Genomic DNA, 18,288 nt, shown 5'->3' with positions numbered 1-18,288 from the left:
CTTTCGAACCGATCAGAACATGTTCAGTTGCAGCTTGGCCTCGTCGCTCATGCGCGAGGCGTCCCACGGCGGCTCGAACACCAGCTCGACCGCGCAGGACTTCAGGCCCGGGATCTCCATGACCGCGTCACGGACCCAGCCCGGCATTTCCCCAGCCACCGGGCAGCCCGGCGCGGTCAGGGTCATGTCGATGGCCACGTCCTTGGAGTCGCTGACATCGACCTTGTAGATCAGGCCCAGCTCATAGATGTCGACCGGGATTTCCGGGTCGTAGACGGACTTCAGCTTCTCGATCAGCTGATCCGTGATCTTGTTCAGCTCCTCCTTGGAGAGAGCCGAGACAGGTTCGGAAGAGGCGGCGGCGTCGGTCATGGGCGGCTCAACTGAAGAAACTGCGGGCCTTGGCCAGCGCGTCGACGAACGCGTCGGCCTCGGCCTCTGTGTTATATAGGGCGAACGAAGCGCGCGCGCTCGACGTGACGCCAAATCGGCGCATCAAGGGCTCGGCGCAGTGGGTGCCGGCGCGGACGGCGACGCCGTAACGGTCCAGCACCTGGGCGATGTCATGGGCGTGGGCGCCCTCGACGGTGAACGACAGCACCGCGCCCTTGCCGGGCGCCTCGCCCAGGATCTTGATCCCGTTGACGCCGCGCAGCTGCTCGGCGACGCGCTCATAAAGGGCGTGCTCGTGGGCGAAAACGGCGTCGCGATCCAGGCCGTTCAGCCACTCGATCGCCGCGCCCAGGCCGACGGCCTCCAGGATCGCCGGGGTGCCGGCCTCGAAGCGATGCGGCGGGTCGGCGTATCTAATCTCCTCCATGGAGACCGAGGCGATCATCTCGCCGCCGCCCTGGTACGGGGGCAGCGCGGCCAGGCGCTCGGCCTTGCCGTAGAGCACGCCGATGCCGGTCGGGCCGTAGAGCTTGTGGCCGCTGAAGACGTAGAAATCGACGTCCAGCGCTTTGACGTCGACCTTGGCGTGGACGATGGCCTGGCAGCCGTCCAAAAGCACCGGCGCGCCGGCCGCGTGGGCCAGGCGGACGATCTCGGCGACGTCGTTGACCGTGCCCAGCACGTTCGACATGTGGGTGACGGCGACCATCTTGGTGCGCTCGGACAGCAGGCCCTTGAAGGCCTCCATGTCGAGGCGCCCGTCGTCCAGCACCGGAATGAACTTCAGCACGACGCCCTTGCGCTCGCGCAGGAAGTGCCACGGCACGATGTTGGCGTGGTGCTCCATCTCGGAGATCACGATCTCGTCGCCGGCGTTCAGGCCAAGACCGAACGACGACGCGACCAGATTCACCGCCTCGGTCGCGCTCTTGGTCCAGACGACCTCGTCGCGCTCGGCGTTGATGAACTTGGCGACGGTTTCGCGCGCCTTTTCATAGGCTTCCGTCGTTTCGTTGGCCAGCGTGTGCAGGCCGCGATGGACGTTGGCGTACGAGGTGCGGGCCAGGCCCGTCATGGCGTCCAGCACCGCGTCGGGCTTCTGGGCGCTGGCGGCGCTGTCCAGATAGATCAGCGGCTTGCCGTGGACGGTGCGCTGCAGGATCGGGAACTGGGCGCGGATCGCCTCGATATCGAGCGCCATTATTCGGGGCTCCCCAGCTTGCGGGCGACCCAGGCGGCGGCGATGGCGCGGGCGCCGTCATGCTCGATGCGCTCGACCACCTCGCCGACGAAGGCGACGGTCAGCATGGCCTTGGCCTCGGCTTCCGGGATGCCGCGCTGGCGGGCGTAGAAGATGGCTTCCTCGTCCAGGGCGCCGATCGTGTTCCCGTGGGCGCAGGAGACGTCGTCGGCGAAGATCAGCAGTTCGGGCTTGGCGTCGATCTCGGCCTTGTCCGACAGGATCAGGGCGTGGTGGCCCATGCGGGCGTCGGTCTGGTCTGCGCCGGGCGAGACGACGATGCGGCCCTGGAAGACGCCGCGCGCCTGGTCGGTGACCATGCCCTTGGTCAGCTGGCTGGTGACGCCGTCGACGCCGGCGTGGGTGACGACCGTGGTCTGGTCGGCGTGGCGCTGAGCGTCCAGCAGATAGGCGCCGTCGAGGCGGACCTGAGCATGCGCGCCCGGATGACTGACCCGCGTCTCGATCCGCTGGCGGCGTGCGCCCGAGGTCAGGACGGTCTGGGCGTACTGGGCGCCGGGCGCCAGGGAGACCTCGGCGGTGACAACGTTGACCGCTTCAGCATCGTCCTCGACCAGGATGATGCGTTCGACCGAAGCGCCCTCGCCCACGGCGATGTCCAGCGCGACGTCGGAGACATAAGCCGAGGCGCGACCTTCGTGGCTTTCCAGCAGGACCAGGGTCTCGCCGGCCTTCACAACCAGGCTGTGGCTGGCGGTCTGCGAGGCCTTGTCGGCCAGGGCGACGAAGCGCAGGGCCACGACGCCCGAGGCAGCCTCGGCGTCGGCGACGCGATGGCCGTTGACGAACACGGTCTCGGCGTTGGCGAGCCCGGCGAACGGACCGGCCGGAATGTCGCCATCATGCGCCGGCGCGGCCAGCGGCAGGGTCCGCAACAGGCCCCGCAGGTCGGTCCAGCGCCAGTCCTCGTCGCGCCGCGACGGCAGCGCGGTGACGTCGCCGGTCTTGAGGGCGGTCGAAAGGGTCACGCCGCCACGCTCGCGTACTTGTCGTAGCCCTCGGCTTCCAGCTGCAGCGCCAGTTCCGGACCGCCCGAGGCGACGATGCGGCCGGCGGCCAGCACGTGGACCTTGTCGGGTTTGATGTAGTCCAGCAGGCGCTGGTAGTGGGTGATGACCAGCATGCCACGCTCGGGCGAGCGCAGGGCGTTGACGCCTTCCGACACGATCTTCAGCGCGTCGATGTCGAGGCCGCTGTCGGTCTCGTCCAGGATCAGGAACTTCGGCGACAGCATGGACATCTGGAAGATCTCCATCCGCTTCTTCTCGCCGCCCGAGAAGCCGACGTTCAGGCCGCGCTTGAGCATCTCGAAGTCGATCTTCAGCGCTGCAGCCTTTTCCTTGGCCAGCTTCAGGAAGGCCGGCGCGGCGATCTCGTCCTCGCCGCGCGCGCGGCGCTGGGCGTTGAGGGCTGTGCGGATGAAGGTCAGGGCCGGAACGCCCGGGATTTCAAGCGGATACTGGAACGACAGGAACAGGCCCTTGGCCGCCCGCTCGTTGGGCTCCAGCGCCAGCAGGTCGTCGCCGTTCAGGCTCGCCGAGCCTTCGGTGACTTCATAGCCGCCACGGCCGCTCAGCACGTAGGACAGGGTCGACTTGCCGGCCCCGTTCGGCCCCATGATCGCGTGGACTTCGCCGGCGGGTACGGCAAGCTGGACGCCCTTCAGGATCGGCTTGTCCTCGACGCGGGCGTGAAGGTTCTTGATAGCGAGCATTTAACCGACGGATCCTTCGAGAGAAATCGCCACGAGCTTCTGGGCCTCGACGGCGAACTCCATGGGCAGTTGTTGCAGCACGTCCTTGACGAAGCCGTTGACCAGCAGGGCCACGGCCTCTTCCTGGGAAAGACCGCGCTGCTGGCAGTAGAACAGCTGGTCGTCCGACAGGCGCGTGGTGGTGGCCTCGTGCTCGAACACCGACTGGCCATTGCGGGCCTCGATGTAGGGCACGGTGTGAGCCGCGCAGTCCTTGCCGATCAGCAGGCTGTCGCACTGAGTGAAGTTGCGCGCGCCCTTGGCCTTCGGGTGCGCCGAGACCAGGCCGCGATAGGTGCTGGTCGACTTGCCGGCGCTGATGCCCTTGGCGACGATCCGCGAGCGGGTGTTGGCGCCCAGATGGATCATCTTGGTGCCGGTGTCGGCCTGCTGGTGGCCGTTGGTCACGGCGATCGAGTAGAACTCGCCCGATGAGCCTTCGCCGCGCAGCACGCAGGACGGATACTTCCAGGTGATGGCCGAGCCGGTCTCGACCTGGGTCCACGACACCTTGGAGCGGTCGCCACGGCAGTCGGCGCGCTTGGTCACGAAGTTGTAGATGCCGCCCTTGCCGGTTTCCGGATCGCCCGGATACCAGTTCTGGACGGTCGAATATTTGATCTCGGCGTCGTCCAGCAGGACGAGCTCGACCACGGCCGCGTGCAGCTGGTTCTCATCGCGCATCGGGGCCGTGCAGCCCTCGAGGTACGAGCAGTATGCGCCCTTGTCGGCGATGATCAGGGTGCGCTCGAACTGGCCGGAATCCTTGGCGTTGATCCGGAAATAGGTCGACAGCTCCATCGGGCAGCGCACGCCCGGCGGGATGTAGACGAACGAACCGTCCGAGAAGACCGCGCTGTTGAGGCAGGCGAAATAGTTGTCCGAGGTCGGCACGACGCTGCCCAGGTACTGCCGGACCAGTTCCGGATGTTCGCGGATCGCCTCGCTCATCGAGCAGAAGATGACGCCGACGGCGGCCAGTTCCTTCTTGAAGGTCGTGACGACGCTGACGCTGTCGAACACCGCGTCCACGGCGTAGCGCGGCGCGCCTTCGACACCAGCCAGGACTTCCTGCTCTTTCAGCGGGATGCCCAGCTTGGCGTAGACGGCCAGGATCTCGGGATCGACCTCATCCAGGCTCTTGGGGCCTTCCTTGGTCGAGGGCGCGGCGTAGTAGTAGCTGTCCTGATAGTCGATCTTGGGGAAGTTCACCTTCGCCCAGGTCGGCTCTTCCAGCTCAAGCCAGCGACGATAGGCTTCCAGCCGCCAGTCCAGCATCCACTGCGGCTCGTCCTTCTTGGCCGAGATGAAGCGGACGATGTCCTCTGACAGCCCTTTTGGCGCGAACTCCTGTTCGATGTCCGTGGTGAAGCCGTGCTCGTATTTCTCGAGCGCGGCGACGGTTTCGACAGTCTCTTTGACCGCGGCCATTACGCCACCTCCCGGCGCCGGGCGCCGATACGCTTCCAGGCGGCGAGCCAGGCGTCGCCGCAATTGATCCAATCGTCTTCCGTGCTGGCCCAGCCGCCGCTGACACGCAGGGCGAACGGGGCCAGGTCGGACCGGCCCATGGCTTCCACCACGCGGCTGGCCTTGACCTTGCCCGACGAGCAGGCGCTGCCGGCGCTGACCATGACTCCGGCCAGGTCCATGTTCATGACCTGGACCTCGGAGCCGAAGCCCTCGCCGGCGAAACACAGGGTTTGCGGCAACCGATCGGCGCTCTCACCGAGCACGACCGCGCCTTCCGTCTTGAGCCGCTGGGCCAAGGCGTCGCGCCAATGGGCCTGTTCGGCCAGCGAGGCAAGGTTTTCCTGGGCGACCTTGGCGGCCGCGCCGAAGCTGGCGATGCCCGCCACGTTCTCGGTGCCGGCCCGGCGACCGCGCTCCTGGCCGCCACCGTGCTGGCGGCGGGTGACGTTGGCGCGCGTGCCGGCGACCAAGGCGCCCACGCCCTGCGGTCCGCCCAGCTTGTGAGCCGATAGCGCCATGGTGTCAGCGCCAAGGGCCGAGAAATCGACGGCGATCTTGCCGGCCGCCTGAACGGCGTCGACATGCAGCAGACCTTCGGCGGCGCGCACCAGGGCCGAGGCCTGCGCCACCGGCTGGATGACGCCCGTCTCGTTGTTGGCCAGCATCAGGCAGACCAAGGCCTTGCCCGGCGCTTCGAGCGCCTGAGCGAGCCAGGCCAGATCGGCGACGCCGTCGCCATCGACCGGCAAGACCTCGACCGGCAGGCCCGAGGCCTTGGCCGTCTCGGTCACTGCGTCGTGCTCGATGGCGGAAATGATGATGCGATCGACCTTGGCGCTCTGGATGGCCAGCGCGTTGGCTTCGGTGCCGCCGCTGACGAAGGTCACCGAACCCGCCGGCACGCCGACCAGCGCCCCGACCTCGGCCCGAGCGCGCTCGACCATGTCGCGCGCGGCGCGGCCGGCGGCGTGGACCGACGAGGGATTGGCCGGGCTCTCCAGGGCGCGCACCAGCGCGTCCTTCGCCTCCGGCCGCATCGGCGCGGTGGCGTTGTAGTCGAGATAGACCGATGTGCGGGGGATGCTCACTCGGCCGCCATCTCCAGCGCGCGGGCCGGCCGCAGCTCGCCCTTCAGCACGTCGGCGACCGACACGCTGGCGAGGTAGCCGTGGATCTGGCGCCCCATCTCTTCCCACAGGCCGTGGGTCATGCAGCGCTCGCCGCCGGCCATGCAGCCCTTGGCCTGGCCCTTGGTGAAGTTGCAGCGCGTGGCGCGCAGCGGCTCGTCCACCGCCAGCACGATGTCGGAGATGAAGGTTTCGTCCGAAGCCTTGGCCAGCCGATAGCCTCCGCCGGGCCCGCGAGCGCTGATCACCAGGCCTTTGCGGCGCAGGCGCGCGAACAGCTGCTCCAGATACGACAGCGAAATCTGCTGGCGCGCGGCGATCTCGGCCAGGGCCACGGCGCGGCCCTCGCTTTCGTCCTGGCGCTTGGCCAGGTCGGTCATCGCCATGACCGCGTATCGTCCCTTGGTGCTCAGGCGCATCGCCTTACCCCTTGCAGATTCCGCGCGCATCGGCTTTTGCGTGTGCTACAAGCCGCGACTTCGCGCGCGAGCCCTCCAGCCCGCTGTGCGGCTGCGATTTAGGAAGACCAAGCGCGGCGGTCAAGTATTCTGGTCCCGAAAAGGGCCGGAAACGGACCGTCCGCCAGCTGAAGGGGACGATATGCCTGATGTGATTTTGACCGGCGCGTCCGGCCGGATCGAAGGTCGCTATTCTCCGGGCAAGACCGAGACAGCGCCGATCGCGCTGATCCTGCACCCGCACCCCAAGGCGGGCGGGCACATGAACCACCCGGTTTCGGTGCAGCTGTACCACCTGTTCATGAAGCGTGGCTTCGCGACCCTGCGCTTCAATTTCCGCGGCGTGGGCCGCAGCCAGGGCGAGTTCGACGCCGGCATCGGCGAGCTGGCCGACGCCGCGACGGCGCTGGACTGGCTGCAGACCTCGAACCCGGCCGCCAGCCAGACCTGGGTCGCCGGCTTCGACTTCGGAGCCTATATCGGCATGCAACTGCTGATGCGCCGCCCCGAGACGGACGGCTTCATCTCGGTGTCGCCGCCGACCAACATGTACGATTTCAGCTTCCTGGCCCCCTGCCCGGCCTCGGGCCTGTTCCTGACGGGCTCGGCCGACACCATCACCCCGCCGGTCGAGGTGGAGCGCGTGGTCACCAAGCTGCGGACCCAGAAGGGCATCACGATCGACTACGAAGTCATCGACAAGGCCAGCCACTTCTGGACCGAGCACCTGCCCAGCGTCGAGAAGAGCGTCAGCGACTATCTCGACAAGCGCCTGGCGGAAAACCCGATCTAGACGACGTCATGAAGGCCTCCCTCCGGGGAGGCCTTTTTCGTTTGTGCCCCCTCTTTCTCTTTTAGGGCAGTGTCGCGCGACTGGCGTAACATCGGTCACGATCCTATATTTTCACCGATTGATGAATATTAAGGGAACGGTGATGCACTACGACATCGTCATCGTCGGCGGGGGCGCCGGCGGACTGGAACTGGCTTCGCGGCTGGGCCGACGCCTGGGCGGCCGACACGGCAAGCGCCGCGTCCTGCTGATCGACCGCTCCAGTTTCCACATCTGGAAGCCGACCCTGCACGAGGTGGCGGCCGGCACGCTGGACGTCCATCAGGAAGGCATCTCCTATTCGATCCTGGGCCGCAGCAACGGTTTCAACTTCCTGCTCGGCGAACTGGCGACCTTCGATCCCGCCGCCAAGCGTCTGACCCTGAAGGCGATCATCGGCGAGGATGGTCAGGTGCTGGCGCCCGAACGCGCCATCACCTTCACCTATGGCGTGCTGGCGATCGGCAGCGGCTCGAACCTCTTCGGCACGCCCGGCGCTGAGCTGGCCCACCTGCTGGAGCGCACCGAGGACGCCGAGGCCTTCCACGTCCGGCTGCTGGCGGCCTTCACCAAGGCCTCGTTCTCACCTGAGAAGATCATGCGCGTGGCCATTGTCGGCGGCGGAGCGACGGGCGTGGAGCTGTCGGCCGAGCTGATCGAGGCTCATCGCGAGCTGCTGGACAGCCTGGGCGACGAGCAGCGCTTCCGCCTGGACATCAGCGTGGTCGAGGCCGCGCCGCGCATCCTCAATGGCCTGCCGCAGAAGATCGCCGACAAGGCCACGCTCGCCCTAGAACGCAAGGGCGTGGCGGTGAAGACCAACGCCAAGGTGCTGGCCGTCCATGCCGATCGGCTGGAGACCAGCCAGGGCGACATCCCGGCCGACCTGATCGTCTGGGCCGCCGGCATCAAGGCCGCCGACGCCAATACCGGCTTTGGCCTGGAAACCAATCGCGGCGACCAGTTCGTGGTCAACGACCATCTGGAGACCTCGGCCCCCGACGTCTGGGCCCTAGGCGACTGCGCCGCCGCGCCGTGGAAGGACGGCAAGACCATCCCGGCCCGCGCCCAGGCCGCGCACCAGCAGGCCAGCTATCTGGAGCGGGCCCTGATCGCGCGGCTGCACCAGGGGCGGGTCAAGGACCCGTTCGTCTATCGCGACTTCGGCTCGCTGGTGTCGCTGGGCAACGACAAGGGCGTCGGCGCGCTGATGGGCGGGCTGGGCGGCCCGAACTTCTTCGTCGAAGGCCTGATCGCCAAGTGGGCCTACATGTCGCTGCACCTGGACCACCACCGGGCGATCCTGGGCGTGGGCCGCACGGCGACCCTGGCGCTGGCGCGGCTGCTGCAACAGCGGGTGTCGGGACGGCTAAAGCTGCACTAGCCCCTAGGGCTGGACGATCCGCCCACCCGTCATCGGCGCCTTCACGCCCGTCGTGCCGGGGAAGCTGATCGGCAGCCCCTTGGCCGTCCGCGCCGCCAGGTAGGCGAAGGCCTCGGCCTCGATGCTGTCGCCGCGCCAGCCGTAGGCCTCGGCGGCCTGCACCGGAACCGGAGCCCGTTCGGCCAGCGTCTTCATGATCGCCGGATTGTGCCGGCCGCCGCCGCAGACGATCAGGGCGCTGGGCGTCACGCCGCCCTGGGCGAAGGCGCGGAACACGCCCTCGGCGGTGAAGGCCACCAGGGTCGCGGCGGCGTCCTCGGGCGACAGGTGCGCCACGGGCTCCAGCGAGAAGTCGTAGCGGTCCAGCGACTTGGGCACTGGCGCGTCGAAATACGGGCTCGACAGCAGGGCGTTCAGCGCCAGCTCGTCGACGCGGCCGACCGAGGCCAGCTTGCCGTCCTGGTCGAAGCGGGCGATGCCGCGCTCCTGCAGCATCAGGTCGATCATGCCGTTGCCGGGGCCCGTGTCGAAGGCCAACAAGGAGCCATCCGAACCGATCAGGGTGATGTTGGCCACCCCGCCGACGTTCAGGGCCGCCACCGGCGCGGCCAGGCCAGAAGCGCGAGCCCGCGCGGCGTGGTAGATCGGGGCCAGCGGCGCCCCCTCCCCGCCAGCCGCCACGTCGGCGGTGCGGAAGTCGAAGGCGACAGGACGGCCGCAAGCCTTGGCCAGGCGCTCGGCGTCCAGCAGTTGCACCGTCCGCCCGACGCGCTCGGCGTTGGGACGCTCATGCAGAACCGTCTGGCCGTGGACGCCCAGCAGGTCGAATTCGCTCCAGCTCAGGCCGTGTTCCTCCAGGAAGCTCTCGGCGGCATGGAAGTGTTCATCGGCGACGGCCTGGCGGGCTTCCGCGAAGATCGCCGGCTCGGGCTCGCCGCGCGGCCAGGCGCGGGCGATGTCGGTGGTCCTAAGCAGCAGATCGCGGGTCGCCTCGCGCAGCTTGCGCTCGCCCGCCGGGCCAAAGCCCTGGATTTCTTCGCCGTCCGTCTCCAGCACCGCCATGTCGACCGCGTCGAGCGAGGTGCCGGTCATGAATCCCAGGATTTTCATGGGGACGTTGACTGCCATGCCCGTGAAACGGTAGCTAGGCCCCATGATCGGCATCCGCGCCCAAGCTCGTCCGTATTACCGCCCGCTGCCATAGCGGGAGGACGATCAGCCACGTCGCCACCCCGCCTCGCCGGGGTCGCTCTATTCCAGTCGATCATGCGCTCCGGCTCCTTGCCCGGAGTTTGAAATGAAACCCTCACATTCCCTCGATTTGGCCGACCTCGCCGTGCTAGACGGCCCGCCAAGTCATTCAGAGAGTCGATCCATGGCCGCCGCCACGTCCTTCAAGTCGGAGTTCCTGCGAACCCTGGAGGCGCGCGGCTACATCCATCAGATCACCCATCCGGATGAACTGGACGCCGCGGCCGCCGGCGGGATCGTCACCGCCTACATCGGCTTCGACGCCACGGCCCCGTCGCTGCACGTCGGCAGCCTCATCCAGATCATGATGCTGCGCCGCCTGCAGCAGGCCGGTCACAAGCCGATCGTCCTGATGGGCGGCGGCACGACCAAGGTCGGCGATCCGACCGGCAAGGACGAGAGCCGCAAGCTGCTGTCGGACGCCGACATCCAGGCCAACATCGCCGGCATCAAGCAGGTCTTCGCCAAGTTCCTGACCTTCGGCGACGGCCCGACCGACGCCATCATGGTCGACAACGACGAGTGGCTGAGCAAGTTCGGCTACGTCCAGTTCCTGCGCGACTACGGCGTGCACTTCACGGTCAACCGGATGCTGGCCTTCGACTCGGTCAAGCTGCGGCTCGAGCGCGAGCAGCCGATGACCTTCCTCGAATTCAACTACATGCTGATGCAGGCCACCGACTTCCTGGAGCTGAACCGCAAGTACGGCTGCGTGCTGCAGATGGGCGGTTCGGACCAGTGGGGCAACATCCTGAACGGGGTGGAGCTGACCCGCCGCGTGGACCAGAAGGCCGCCTTCGGCCTAACGACGCCGCTCTTGGCCACCGCTTCGGGCGCCAAGATGGGCAAGACCATGTCGGGCGCCGTCTGGCTGAACGCCGAGCAACTGAGCCCGTACGACTACTGGCAGTTCTGGCGCAACGCCGAGGACGCCGATGTCGGCCGGTTCCTGCGCCTGTTCACCGACCTGCCGCTGGACGAGATCGCCAAGCTGGAAGCCCTCGAAGGCGCCCAGATCAACGACGCCAAGAAGGTGCTGGCGGACGAAGCCACCCGCATGGCCCACGGCGACGAGGAGGCCCGCAAGGCCCGCGACGCCGCCGAGAAGGCCTTCGAGCAGGGCGCGCTGTCAGCCGACCTGCCGACCTTCGAGGTGCCGGCCGCGGACCTGGAGGCCGGCATCGTTCTGGCGGCCCTGTTCACCGACGCGGGTCTCGCCGGTTCGCGCGGCGAGGCTCGCCGCCTGGCCCAGGGCGGCGGCCTGAAGGTCAACGACAAGGCCGAGGCCAGCGCCGATCGCGTCATCTCTTCGGCGGACCTCGTCGAAGGCGTGGTCAAGCTGGCCGCCGGCAAGAAGAAGATCGTGTTGGTGAAGCCCGTTTAGTTATGGGTTGATTGTGCTCCCGGCCCTGGCGTAGCCAAGGGCCGGGTTCATTCCTAGGTGGAGACGCGTTCGATGCTGCAGCCCGGCGACAAGGCCCCTGATTTCGACCTGCCGACCGACACCGGCCGCGTCAGCCTCGCCGGCCTGAAGGGCAAGAACGTCGTCCTGTACTTCTACCCCAAGGACGACACCGCCGGCTGCACGTCCGAGGCCCTGCAGTTCTCGTCGGAAGTCGAGGAATTCCAGAAGCTGGGCGCCGTGATCGTCGGCGTGTCCAAGGACAGCGTCGCCTCGCACGCCAAGTTCCGCCTCAAGCACGACCTGACCATCGACCTGGCCGCCGATCCGCTGGGCGACGTGGTCGAGGCCTATGGCGCCTGGGTCGAGAAGAGCATGTACGGCCGCAAGTACATGGGCATCGACCGCTCGACCTTCCTGATCGACCGCGAGGGCGTCGTCCGCGAAGTCTGGCGCAAGGTGAAGGTCCCCGGCCACATCAAGGCCGTGATGAACGCCGCCAAGGCCATCAAGTAGAATTCGCATTTCTCGGGAACCTGCTGGTCGCCGATGTGTTGTATCGGCGCCGCTGCCTGTGACCTTTTCGCGCAAGCGCCGCCGTGGACGGTGGCTCTCGCGGTCAGAAATCGTTAAGGAACCTGGCGCAAGGTCATATTTTGCGACTCGCGCTCACTTAGGGCGCGAACAGTCTTGCGCGTTTCCGCTTTCTCGTAGCATATCGCCGAACCTGAAACGGGGGTTCTCGGGCGATGGCGATCAAGCGCTTCAAGCGACTGCGACAATCTCTCGAAAATCTATTCCCTGAACGTCACATCTATATCCGCTCCGGCGGCGAGATGCGTGGCTATGTCTTCTCCACCAACAAGCAGCTGCTGGGCGCTGGCGGTGTCGCCGTCACCGCGCTGTGGATGGGCGTCTGCACCGCCTCGATGATGGTCAACGCCCTGGCCGTCAGCTCGACCGACCAGCAGGTGATCAAGCAGAAGGCCTATTACGAGCGCCTCAACGCCGACCGCCAGGCCCGCCTGAACAGCGCCGTGGCCCAGCTGTCGGCCACCAATGGCTCGCTGGAAGACCTGGCCGCCTCGGTCGAGAAGCGCCACGCCGCTCTTGCCTTGCTGGTCTCCGATTTCAAGGGCGTGCCCGGCGCCGCCCAGGCCCTGACGGTCGCCAAGCCGCGCCTGCTGGCCGCCAGCCCCGTCCAACGCATCCAAGCCACCCGGATGGATCAGGAGCGCCTGATCGACGCCGCCGAAAGCTTCGCCAAGAGCCGCGCCGAGCGCCTGCGCCTGGCCATGCGGATGGCGGGTCTGGACGCCGGCAACTTCACCGGCCGCGGCGTGTCGCTGGGCGGTCCGCTGATCGAGGCCAAGGATCCGCGCGCCCTGGCCGCCGTCCTGGACGTCGACGAGGAATTCGCCGGCCGCATCCAGCACGCGGCCAACGACATGTCGGACATGCGCTCGCTGGGCGCGGCGGCCAAGAAGCTGCCGTTCTATCGTCCGACCAGCAATCCGGCCCTGTCGTCCAGCTACGGCGTCCGCTTCGACCCGTTCACGCACCGGCCGGCCTTCCATTCGGGTCTAGACTTCCCGGGCGCCTATTACACGCCGATCATGTCCACGGCCCCGGGCGTCATCTCGTTCACCGGCGTCCGCTCGGGCTACGGCAATACCGTCGAGATCGACCACGGCGGCGGCTTCAAGACCCGTTACGCCCACTTGGCCACCATCGGCGTCCGCGTGGGCGAGCGCGTGGCCATCGGCAGCCGCGTCGGCGCCATGGGCTCCACCGGCCGCTCCACCGGTCCGCACCTCCACTACGAAGTCTGGGTCAACGGCAAGGCCCAGAATCCCAATCGCTACTTGAAGGCTGGTGAGTATGTTCAGCAAGCAAGCTAAGTCGGGCGCCAAGACCCCGGCCCGTATCGAACCCCTGCCCACTCCGATGGCGGTCGCCCCCGTCGAGCCCGCGCGTCGCGGCCCGCCGAAGGTGGCGTCGCTGCTGTCGGCTGACCTGACCATCGAGGGCAGCATCACCGGCGAAGGCGAGCTGCAGATCGACGGCGTGGTCAAGGGCGACGTCCGCGTCGGCCGCCTGACCGTCGGCGAGACCGGCCATGTCGAAGGCGGCGTCTATGCCGAGGCGGTCGAAGTGCGCGGCCGCGTGGTCGGCGCGATCACCTCCAAGCAGGTCCGCCTCTACGGCACCTCGTATGTCGATGGCGACATCACCCACGAGCAGCTGGCCATGGAAACCGGCGCCTTCTTCCAGGGCCGCAGCCTGAAGTTCCAGCGCCCTGCCCCGGTCCAGCAACCGGCCCCGCATCCGGTCGAGCCGCTGGCGATCGCCAAGCCGGTCGCGGGCTAAGGCTTCGAATCTGGCGCATACAAGAACGCCCCGGAGCGATCCGGGGCGTTTTTCTTTGCCTCCACCAGATCCCGTCTTCCCCGCGAAAGCCGGGACCCAGATTCATCCGGAGCATTTGGAGTGTTCGCGCCTCGGCTCTGAGCCCATTCGCCCGACACTCAGCCTTCGATCTGGGCCCCGGCTTTCGCCGGGGAGATGGAGCTGGGCGTCAGCGGCTCGACAACACGAACGTGTTGCCGTCCGGGTCCTTGAACTTGGCGAAGGTCCCCCACGGTTGCTTCTGCGGCGGACCTTCGAACTCCACGCCCTTCTCGGAGAGCTTGCGGTAGGCGTGCTCGACGTCGTCGCAGGCCAGCGAGCCGTTGAAAAACGTGCCGACACGGTCCTCGTGGCCTTCGGGCGTGAAGAGCACCAGGCCCGTCTCCGCGCCGGGGATGCTGAGCTCGATCCAGCGCTGAGCGCCCATCGGCTGGTCGGTGGCGACGCGCAGGCCGACCTTCTCGGTCCAGAACGCCAGGGCGCGATCCTGGTCGCTGACCGGGATGCCGACGAACTTCACCTTGCTGATCACGCTCATGAGTTTCCCCTTCTGGTGACAAGGGGCGTAGCGCGGCGGCCTTGCGCGGGTGAAGCCGTGCAGGCATTGCTATAGCAATGACTACACAAAGCTACGCCATCGACCGCTATGTGCTCGACACCTTGATGGCCGACCTCGTGGGTCACGACCACAAGCCGTCGTCGTTTCTGGTCTATCTGGCGATCGTGGCGGCCCACGCCGACGGCCGCGCCAGCTTCAGCCACGCGGAACTGGCCGAGCGCACCGGCCAGTCGCGGCGCACGGTGCAGAACGCCGTCGACAATCTGAAACGTCGGGGATTGGTGTCGGTCAGCCGCACGGGCCCGACCGAAGCGGCGACCTATGTCCCGCTGACGCCTTGGAAGCGCCAGCGGGACTAGAGCCTTAGCCTTCGACCGCGTCGCGCGTGGCGCCGACGCGTTGGGCCAGGGAAGCGCCCATGAAGGTGTCGAGGTCGCCGTCCAGCACGCCTTGGGTGTCGGAGGTCTCGACGTTGGTCCGCAGGTCCTTGACCATCTGGTAGGGCTGCAGGACGTAGCTGCGAATCTGGTGACCCCAGCCGATGTCGGTCTTCTGGTCTTCCAGCGCCTGCTGGGCGGCCTCGCGGCGTTGCAGCTCGGCCTCATAGAGACGGGCGCGCAGCATCTTCCACGCTTCTTCGCGGTTCTGGTGCTGCGAGCGCCCGGCCTGGCAGGCCACGGCGATGCCGGTCGGGATGTGCGTCAGACGCACGGCCGAGTCGGTCTTGTTGATGTGTTGACCGCCGGCCCCGGAGGCCCGGTAGGTGTCGGTCCGCACGTCGGACGGATTGATCTCGATCTCGATGGTGTCGTCCACCACCGGATAGACCCAGGCCGAGGCGAACGACGTGTGGCGCTTGGCGGCCGCGTCGTAGGGGCTGATGCGCACCAGACGGTGCACCCCAGCCTCGGTCTTCAGCCAGCCATAGGCGTTCTGGCCCTTGATCAGCAAGGTCGCCGACTTGATGCCGACCTGATCGCCGGAGGTTTCCTCGACCAGCTCCACGCTCATCTTGTGAGCGTTGGCCCAGCGCGAATACATCCGCAGCAACATCCCAGCCCAGTCGCACGACTCCGTGCCACCGGCGCCGGAATTGATTTCGACATAGCAGTCGTTGCCGTCGGCCTCGCCGGACAACAGGGCTTCCAGTTCCGCGCGGCCAGCGCGGTCCTTGAGGTCCTTGAGTTGCGCGCGCGCGTCCTCCAGCAGGGCTTCGTCACCCTCCATGTCGGCCAGCTCGGCGTATTCCAGGGCGTCCTTCAGGCCGGTCACCAGGACCTGGACGGCCTCGACACGGCCAGCCAGGGCGGCGCGCTCGCGCGAGACGGCTTGAGCCTCGGTCGGACGGTCCCACAGGGTCGGGTCTTCGACCCGGGCGTTTAGCTCATCGAGCTTTCGGAGGGCGACATCCCAGTCAAAGACGCCTCCTGAGCAGTCCAATGGACTGCTCGATGTCAGCCGCGGAGGCCTCGACATCCGGTCTCATCACGTAACTCCGTGACAGTGTTGAAGGGCGCGGGAGATAACGCGCGTCGCTCTCCCGCGCAAAGCAATTAGTAGAGCCCACTCAAGGGATCGACCTTTTGAGGTGGCGGCTTGCCCGGCTGCGGCGCTTGCTGGACAGGCTGCGGCAGGCCTGGCGAAATCTGCTGATACGGGATCGGCCCCGTCGGCGCGACCTCGACCTTCGGCTCGGTGCCCGGACGGAAAGCTTCGCGGATGCCGCGCACCATGGCGAACTTGGCGTTCTTCGGCGGCTTGAAGTCGACGGCCGGCTGGCCGTCCAAAGCGACCTTCATGAAGTCCATGAACACCGGCACGGCGTCGGTGGCGCCGGTCTCGCCCTCGCCCAGCGAACGGTTGTCGTCGAAGCCGACGAAGACCCCGACCACCAGGTTGGGCGAATAGCCGACGAACCAGGCGCTGCGGTATTCGTTGGTCGTGCCGGTCTTGCCCGCCAGCGGACGTCCCAGCGAGCTGACGGCGGCCGCGGTGCCGCGCTGGACCACGCCCTGCAGCATCGAGGTGATCTGATAGGCGGTGACCGGGTCCATGATCTGGTCGCCCGGCGCGGCGAAGCGCGGGCTTTCATCGCCGTTGAAGCCGGCGTCGCAGCGCTCGCAGTCGCGCTTGTCGGCGCGGAAGATCACCTTGCCCTCGCGGTCCTGCACCAGCTCGATCAGGTGCGGATCGATACGGCGACCGCCATTGACGAAGGCGGCATAGGCGGCAGTCAGCTTGAACGGCGTCGTCTCGCCCGCGCCCAGGGCCATGGCCAGGACGGGGTCCATGCTCTTCACCACGCCGGCGCGCTGGGCGAAGTCGACGATCTTCTTCATGCCGACGCCCTGGGCCAGGCGCACGGTCATGGCGTTGATCGACTGCTCCAGGCCCCGGCGCAGCGGTTGGGCCCCGTAGAACTCCTTGTGGTAGTTCTCCGGGCTCCAGTCCTCGCCGTTCGCGCCCTTGAAGGTGATGGCGCTGTCGACGACGACGCTGGCGGGAGTGTAGCCGTTCTCAAGCGCGGTGGCGTAGACGAACGGCTTGAACGACGAGCCCGGCTGGCGCATCGCCTGGGTAGCGCGGTTGAAGTTCGACAGCGAGAAGCTGTAGCCGCCCACCAGGGCCACGATGCGGCCCGTATAGGGCTCCATGGCCACCAGGGCGCCATTGACCGCCGGCACCTGGCGCAGACGATAGCCGGCGTCGGTCTTCTCGACGAACACCAGGTCGCCGGCCTTCAGGCCCTTGCCGTTCTTGGCCCAGGTCACGTCCTCGCCGACGATCTGGCCCTCGCCCTCGTTCTTGACGAGGCGGACGCGGCCGTCGTTCGAGACGACCAGGGCCTGACGCCATTTGCTACGTTCCGACGGCGCGGCCTTGGCCAGGGCGGTCTTTTCCCACGCCAGGTCCGTCGACTCGACATGGCCCCACGCGCCGCGCCAGCCGTGGCGGCGGTCGTATTTCTCCAGGCCGTCCATCAGGGCCTCGCGGCCGGCGGTCTGCAGGCGCGGGTCCAGGGTGGTGCGCATGTAGTAGCCGCCCTCGCTCAGGCGCGGACCCAGCGTGGCCATGCCGCGCTGACGCACCTCCTCGACGAAGTAGTCGGCGTCGCGATAGGCGGCGCGCTTGGGCGCGGACTGGACGACCAGGTCCTCGGCTTGCGCCTTCTCGGCCTCGGCCTTGGACACCCAGCCTTGTTCGGCCATCTGACCCAGCACCCAGTTGCGCCGGATCATCGCCTTCTTCTTGTTGCGGATCGGGTGATAGTTGTCCGGCCCCTTGGGCAACGAGGCCAGGAAGGCGCACTGGGCCAGGGTCAGGTCCGGCAGCGACTTGCCGAAATAGTTGTAGGCGGCCGCGCCGACGCCGAACGAGCGATAGCCCAGCCAGATTTCGTTCAGATACAGCTCAAGGATCTGCTGCTTGGTCAGCGATTGCTCCAGGCGGTGGGCCAGGATCGCTTCCTTGAACTTGCGGCCGACGGTGGCGTCGCTGGTCAGCAGGACGTTCTTGGCCACCTGCTGGGTGATGGTCGAGCCGCCCTCCAGGCGCCGCCCCCGCATGGCGTTGCCGACATTCTTGAGCATCGCGCGCGACAGGCCGCCGACATCGACGCCGCCGTGCTGGAAGAAATTGCGATCCTCGGCCGCCAGGAAGGCCTGGGCCAGCTGCGGCGGGATTTGGTCGTAGGGGATGAAGATCCGGCGTTCCTTGGAATACTCGCCGATCAGGGTGCCGTCCCAGGCATAGACGCGCGTCGCGGTCGGCGGACGATAGTCCTGCAGCTCGCCAGCGTCGGGCATGTCATGGAACAGCCAGGCGGCGTAGATCGCGATCGCGAAACCCGCGACCGCAATGGCCGAAAGCACCGCCACGCCCGCGATGGCCATCCATCGTTCGGTGGGTTTCAGATCCACGCGACCTCCGTCGAGGCAGGCCCCCTCGCCTGCCGCACACCCTTCACTAGATCGCTTGGCGCCGAA

General features: G+C 67.3%; 18 protein-coding genes. 7 read left to right on the top strand and 11 right to left on the bottom strand.

All coding sequences use genetic code 11. The features are described from left to right. Positions 1 to 12: 12 nt before the first annotated feature. From AC07YH_RS02135 to AC07YH_RS02105, 7 genes are read right to left on the bottom strand one after another with little or no spacing between them, the layout of a single operon-like run. Entirely contained in the window at positions 13 to 372 is a 360-nt protein-coding gene (locus tag AC07YH_RS02135) for an SUF system Fe-S cluster assembly protein (protein ID WP_494745374.1), read from the bottom strand. Between the two features lie 7 nt (positions 373 to 379). Then, positions 380 to 1,594, bottom strand: a complete 1,215-nt coding sequence (locus tag AC07YH_RS02130; RefSeq protein ID WP_494745373.1) for an aminotransferase class V-fold PLP-dependent enzyme — start codon at positions 1,592 to 1,594, stop codon at positions 380 to 382. Further along, positions 1,594 to 2,622 carry a Fe-S cluster assembly protein SufD gene (gene sufD / locus AC07YH_RS02125; RefSeq protein WP_494745372.1) on the bottom strand — a complete coding sequence of 343 codons (1,029 nt, stop codon included), beginning with the start codon at positions 2,620 to 2,622 and terminating at the stop codon, positions 1,594 to 1,596. The genes AC07YH_RS02130 and sufD overlap by 1 nt, the downstream gene beginning before the upstream one ends. Next, entirely contained in the window at positions 2,619 to 3,368 is a 750-nt protein-coding gene (sufC, locus tag AC07YH_RS02120; protein WP_494745371.1) for a Fe-S cluster assembly ATPase SufC, read from the bottom strand. The genes sufD and sufC overlap by 4 nt, the downstream gene beginning before the upstream one ends. Further along, the gene (gene sufB / locus AC07YH_RS02115; protein WP_494745370.1) at positions 3,369 to 4,838 is read right to left on the bottom strand and encodes a Fe-S cluster assembly protein SufB; all 1,470 of its coding nucleotides are present in this window, start codon (positions 4,836 to 4,838) and stop codon (positions 3,369 to 3,371) included. Further along, a complete protein-coding gene (locus tag AC07YH_RS02110) occupies positions 4,838 to 5,968 on the bottom strand; it encodes a cysteine desulfurase family protein (protein ID WP_494745369.1) in 1,131 nt (376 codons plus the stop codon). The genes sufB and AC07YH_RS02110 overlap by 1 nt, the downstream gene beginning before the upstream one ends. Further along, positions 5,965 to 6,426 carry an Rrf2 family transcriptional regulator gene (locus AC07YH_RS02105; RefSeq protein WP_494745368.1) on the bottom strand — a complete coding sequence of 154 codons (462 nt, stop codon included), beginning with the start codon at positions 6,424 to 6,426 and terminating at the stop codon, positions 5,965 to 5,967. The genes AC07YH_RS02110 and AC07YH_RS02105 overlap by 4 nt, the downstream gene beginning before the upstream one ends. Before the next feature lie 181 nt (positions 6,427 to 6,607). Here AC07YH_RS02105 and AC07YH_RS02100 point away from each other — a divergent pair, with 181 nt between their 5' ends. Together AC07YH_RS02100 and AC07YH_RS02095 are read left to right on the top strand one after the other, a co-directional pair. Next, a complete protein-coding gene (locus AC07YH_RS02100; RefSeq protein ID WP_013079273.1) occupies positions 6,608 to 7,258 on the top strand; it encodes an alpha/beta hydrolase in 651 nt (216 codons plus the stop codon). Between the two features lie 142 nt (positions 7,259 to 7,400). After that, the gene (locus AC07YH_RS02095) at positions 7,401 to 8,681 is read left to right on the top strand and encodes an NAD(P)/FAD-dependent oxidoreductase (RefSeq protein ID WP_494745367.1); all 1,281 of its coding nucleotides are present in this window, start codon (positions 7,401 to 7,403) and stop codon (positions 8,679 to 8,681) included. A gap of 3 nt (positions 8,682 to 8,684) precedes the next feature. Here the strand turns inward: AC07YH_RS02095 and AC07YH_RS02090 are convergent, their stop codons facing one another. Then, entirely contained in the window at positions 8,685 to 9,791 is a 1,107-nt protein-coding gene (locus AC07YH_RS02090; protein WP_494745366.1) for an anhydro-N-acetylmuramic acid kinase, read from the bottom strand. Between the two features lie 187 nt (positions 9,792 to 9,978). Between AC07YH_RS02090 and tyrS the strand changes: the two genes are divergently transcribed. The 4 genes from tyrS to AC07YH_RS02070 all read left to right on the top strand — a co-directional run bounded on the left by tyrS (position 9,979) and on the right by AC07YH_RS02070 (position 13,704). Continuing rightward, positions 9,979 to 11,316: a tyrosine--tRNA ligase gene (gene tyrS, locus AC07YH_RS02085; protein WP_494745365.1), complete on the top strand. Its 1,338-nt coding sequence runs from the start codon at positions 9,979 to 9,981 to the stop codon at positions 11,314 to 11,316. A 72-nt stretch (positions 11,317 to 11,388) separates the two neighbouring features. Continuing rightward, positions 11,389 to 11,850, top strand: a complete 462-nt coding sequence (locus tag AC07YH_RS02080) for a peroxiredoxin (RefSeq protein ID WP_494745364.1) — start codon at positions 11,389 to 11,391, stop codon at positions 11,848 to 11,850. A 233-nt stretch (positions 11,851 to 12,083) separates the two neighbouring features. Continuing rightward, on the top strand, positions 12,084 to 13,235 hold the full coding sequence (locus AC07YH_RS02075) for a M23 family metallopeptidase (RefSeq protein WP_494745363.1): 1,152 nt from the start codon (positions 12,084 to 12,086) through the stop codon (positions 13,233 to 13,235). Then, the gene (locus AC07YH_RS02070; protein WP_494745362.1) at positions 13,216 to 13,704 is read left to right on the top strand and encodes a bactofilin family protein; all 489 of its coding nucleotides are present in this window, start codon (positions 13,216 to 13,218) and stop codon (positions 13,702 to 13,704) included. The genes AC07YH_RS02075 and AC07YH_RS02070 overlap by 20 nt, the downstream gene beginning before the upstream one ends. A gap of 208 nt (positions 13,705 to 13,912) precedes the next feature. Here the strand turns inward: AC07YH_RS02070 and AC07YH_RS02065 are convergent, their stop codons facing one another. Next, positions 13,913 to 14,281 (bottom strand): VOC family protein, encoded by a 369-nt coding sequence (locus AC07YH_RS02065; RefSeq protein ID WP_494745361.1) that lies wholly within the window; start codon positions 14,279 to 14,281, stop codon positions 13,913 to 13,915. Positions 14,282 to 14,358: 77 nt separating this feature from the next. On the opposite strand from AC07YH_RS02065, the gene AC07YH_RS02060 reads away from it, so the two are divergent. Beyond that, entirely contained in the window at positions 14,359 to 14,661 is a 303-nt protein-coding gene (locus AC07YH_RS02060) for a helix-turn-helix domain-containing protein (protein ID WP_494745360.1), read from the top strand. 4 nt (positions 14,662 to 14,665) lie between these two features. Here AC07YH_RS02060 and prfB read toward each other — a convergent pair. Beyond that, positions 14,666 to 15,788, bottom strand: a protein-coding gene (prfB, locus tag AC07YH_RS02055; protein WP_494745359.1) for a peptide chain release factor 2 whose coding sequence is annotated in 2 segments (ribosomal slippage) — positions 14,666 to 15,718 and positions 15,720 to 15,788 — 1,122 coding nt in all. Because the reading frame shifts where the segments join, the coding sequence is not laid out codon by codon here. A 67-nt stretch (positions 15,789 to 15,855) separates the two neighbouring features. Next, positions 15,856 to 18,222, bottom strand: a complete 2,367-nt coding sequence (locus tag AC07YH_RS02050) for a penicillin-binding protein 1A (RefSeq protein ID WP_494745358.1) — start codon at positions 18,220 to 18,222, stop codon at positions 15,856 to 15,858. Between the last annotated feature and the right edge of the window lie 66 nt (positions 18,223 to 18,288).

The sequence above is a fragment of the Caulobacter sp. GW456-12-1-14-TSB4 genome, assembly GCF_059424195.1.
This window is presented reverse-complemented; position numbering and strand designations above follow the sequence as displayed.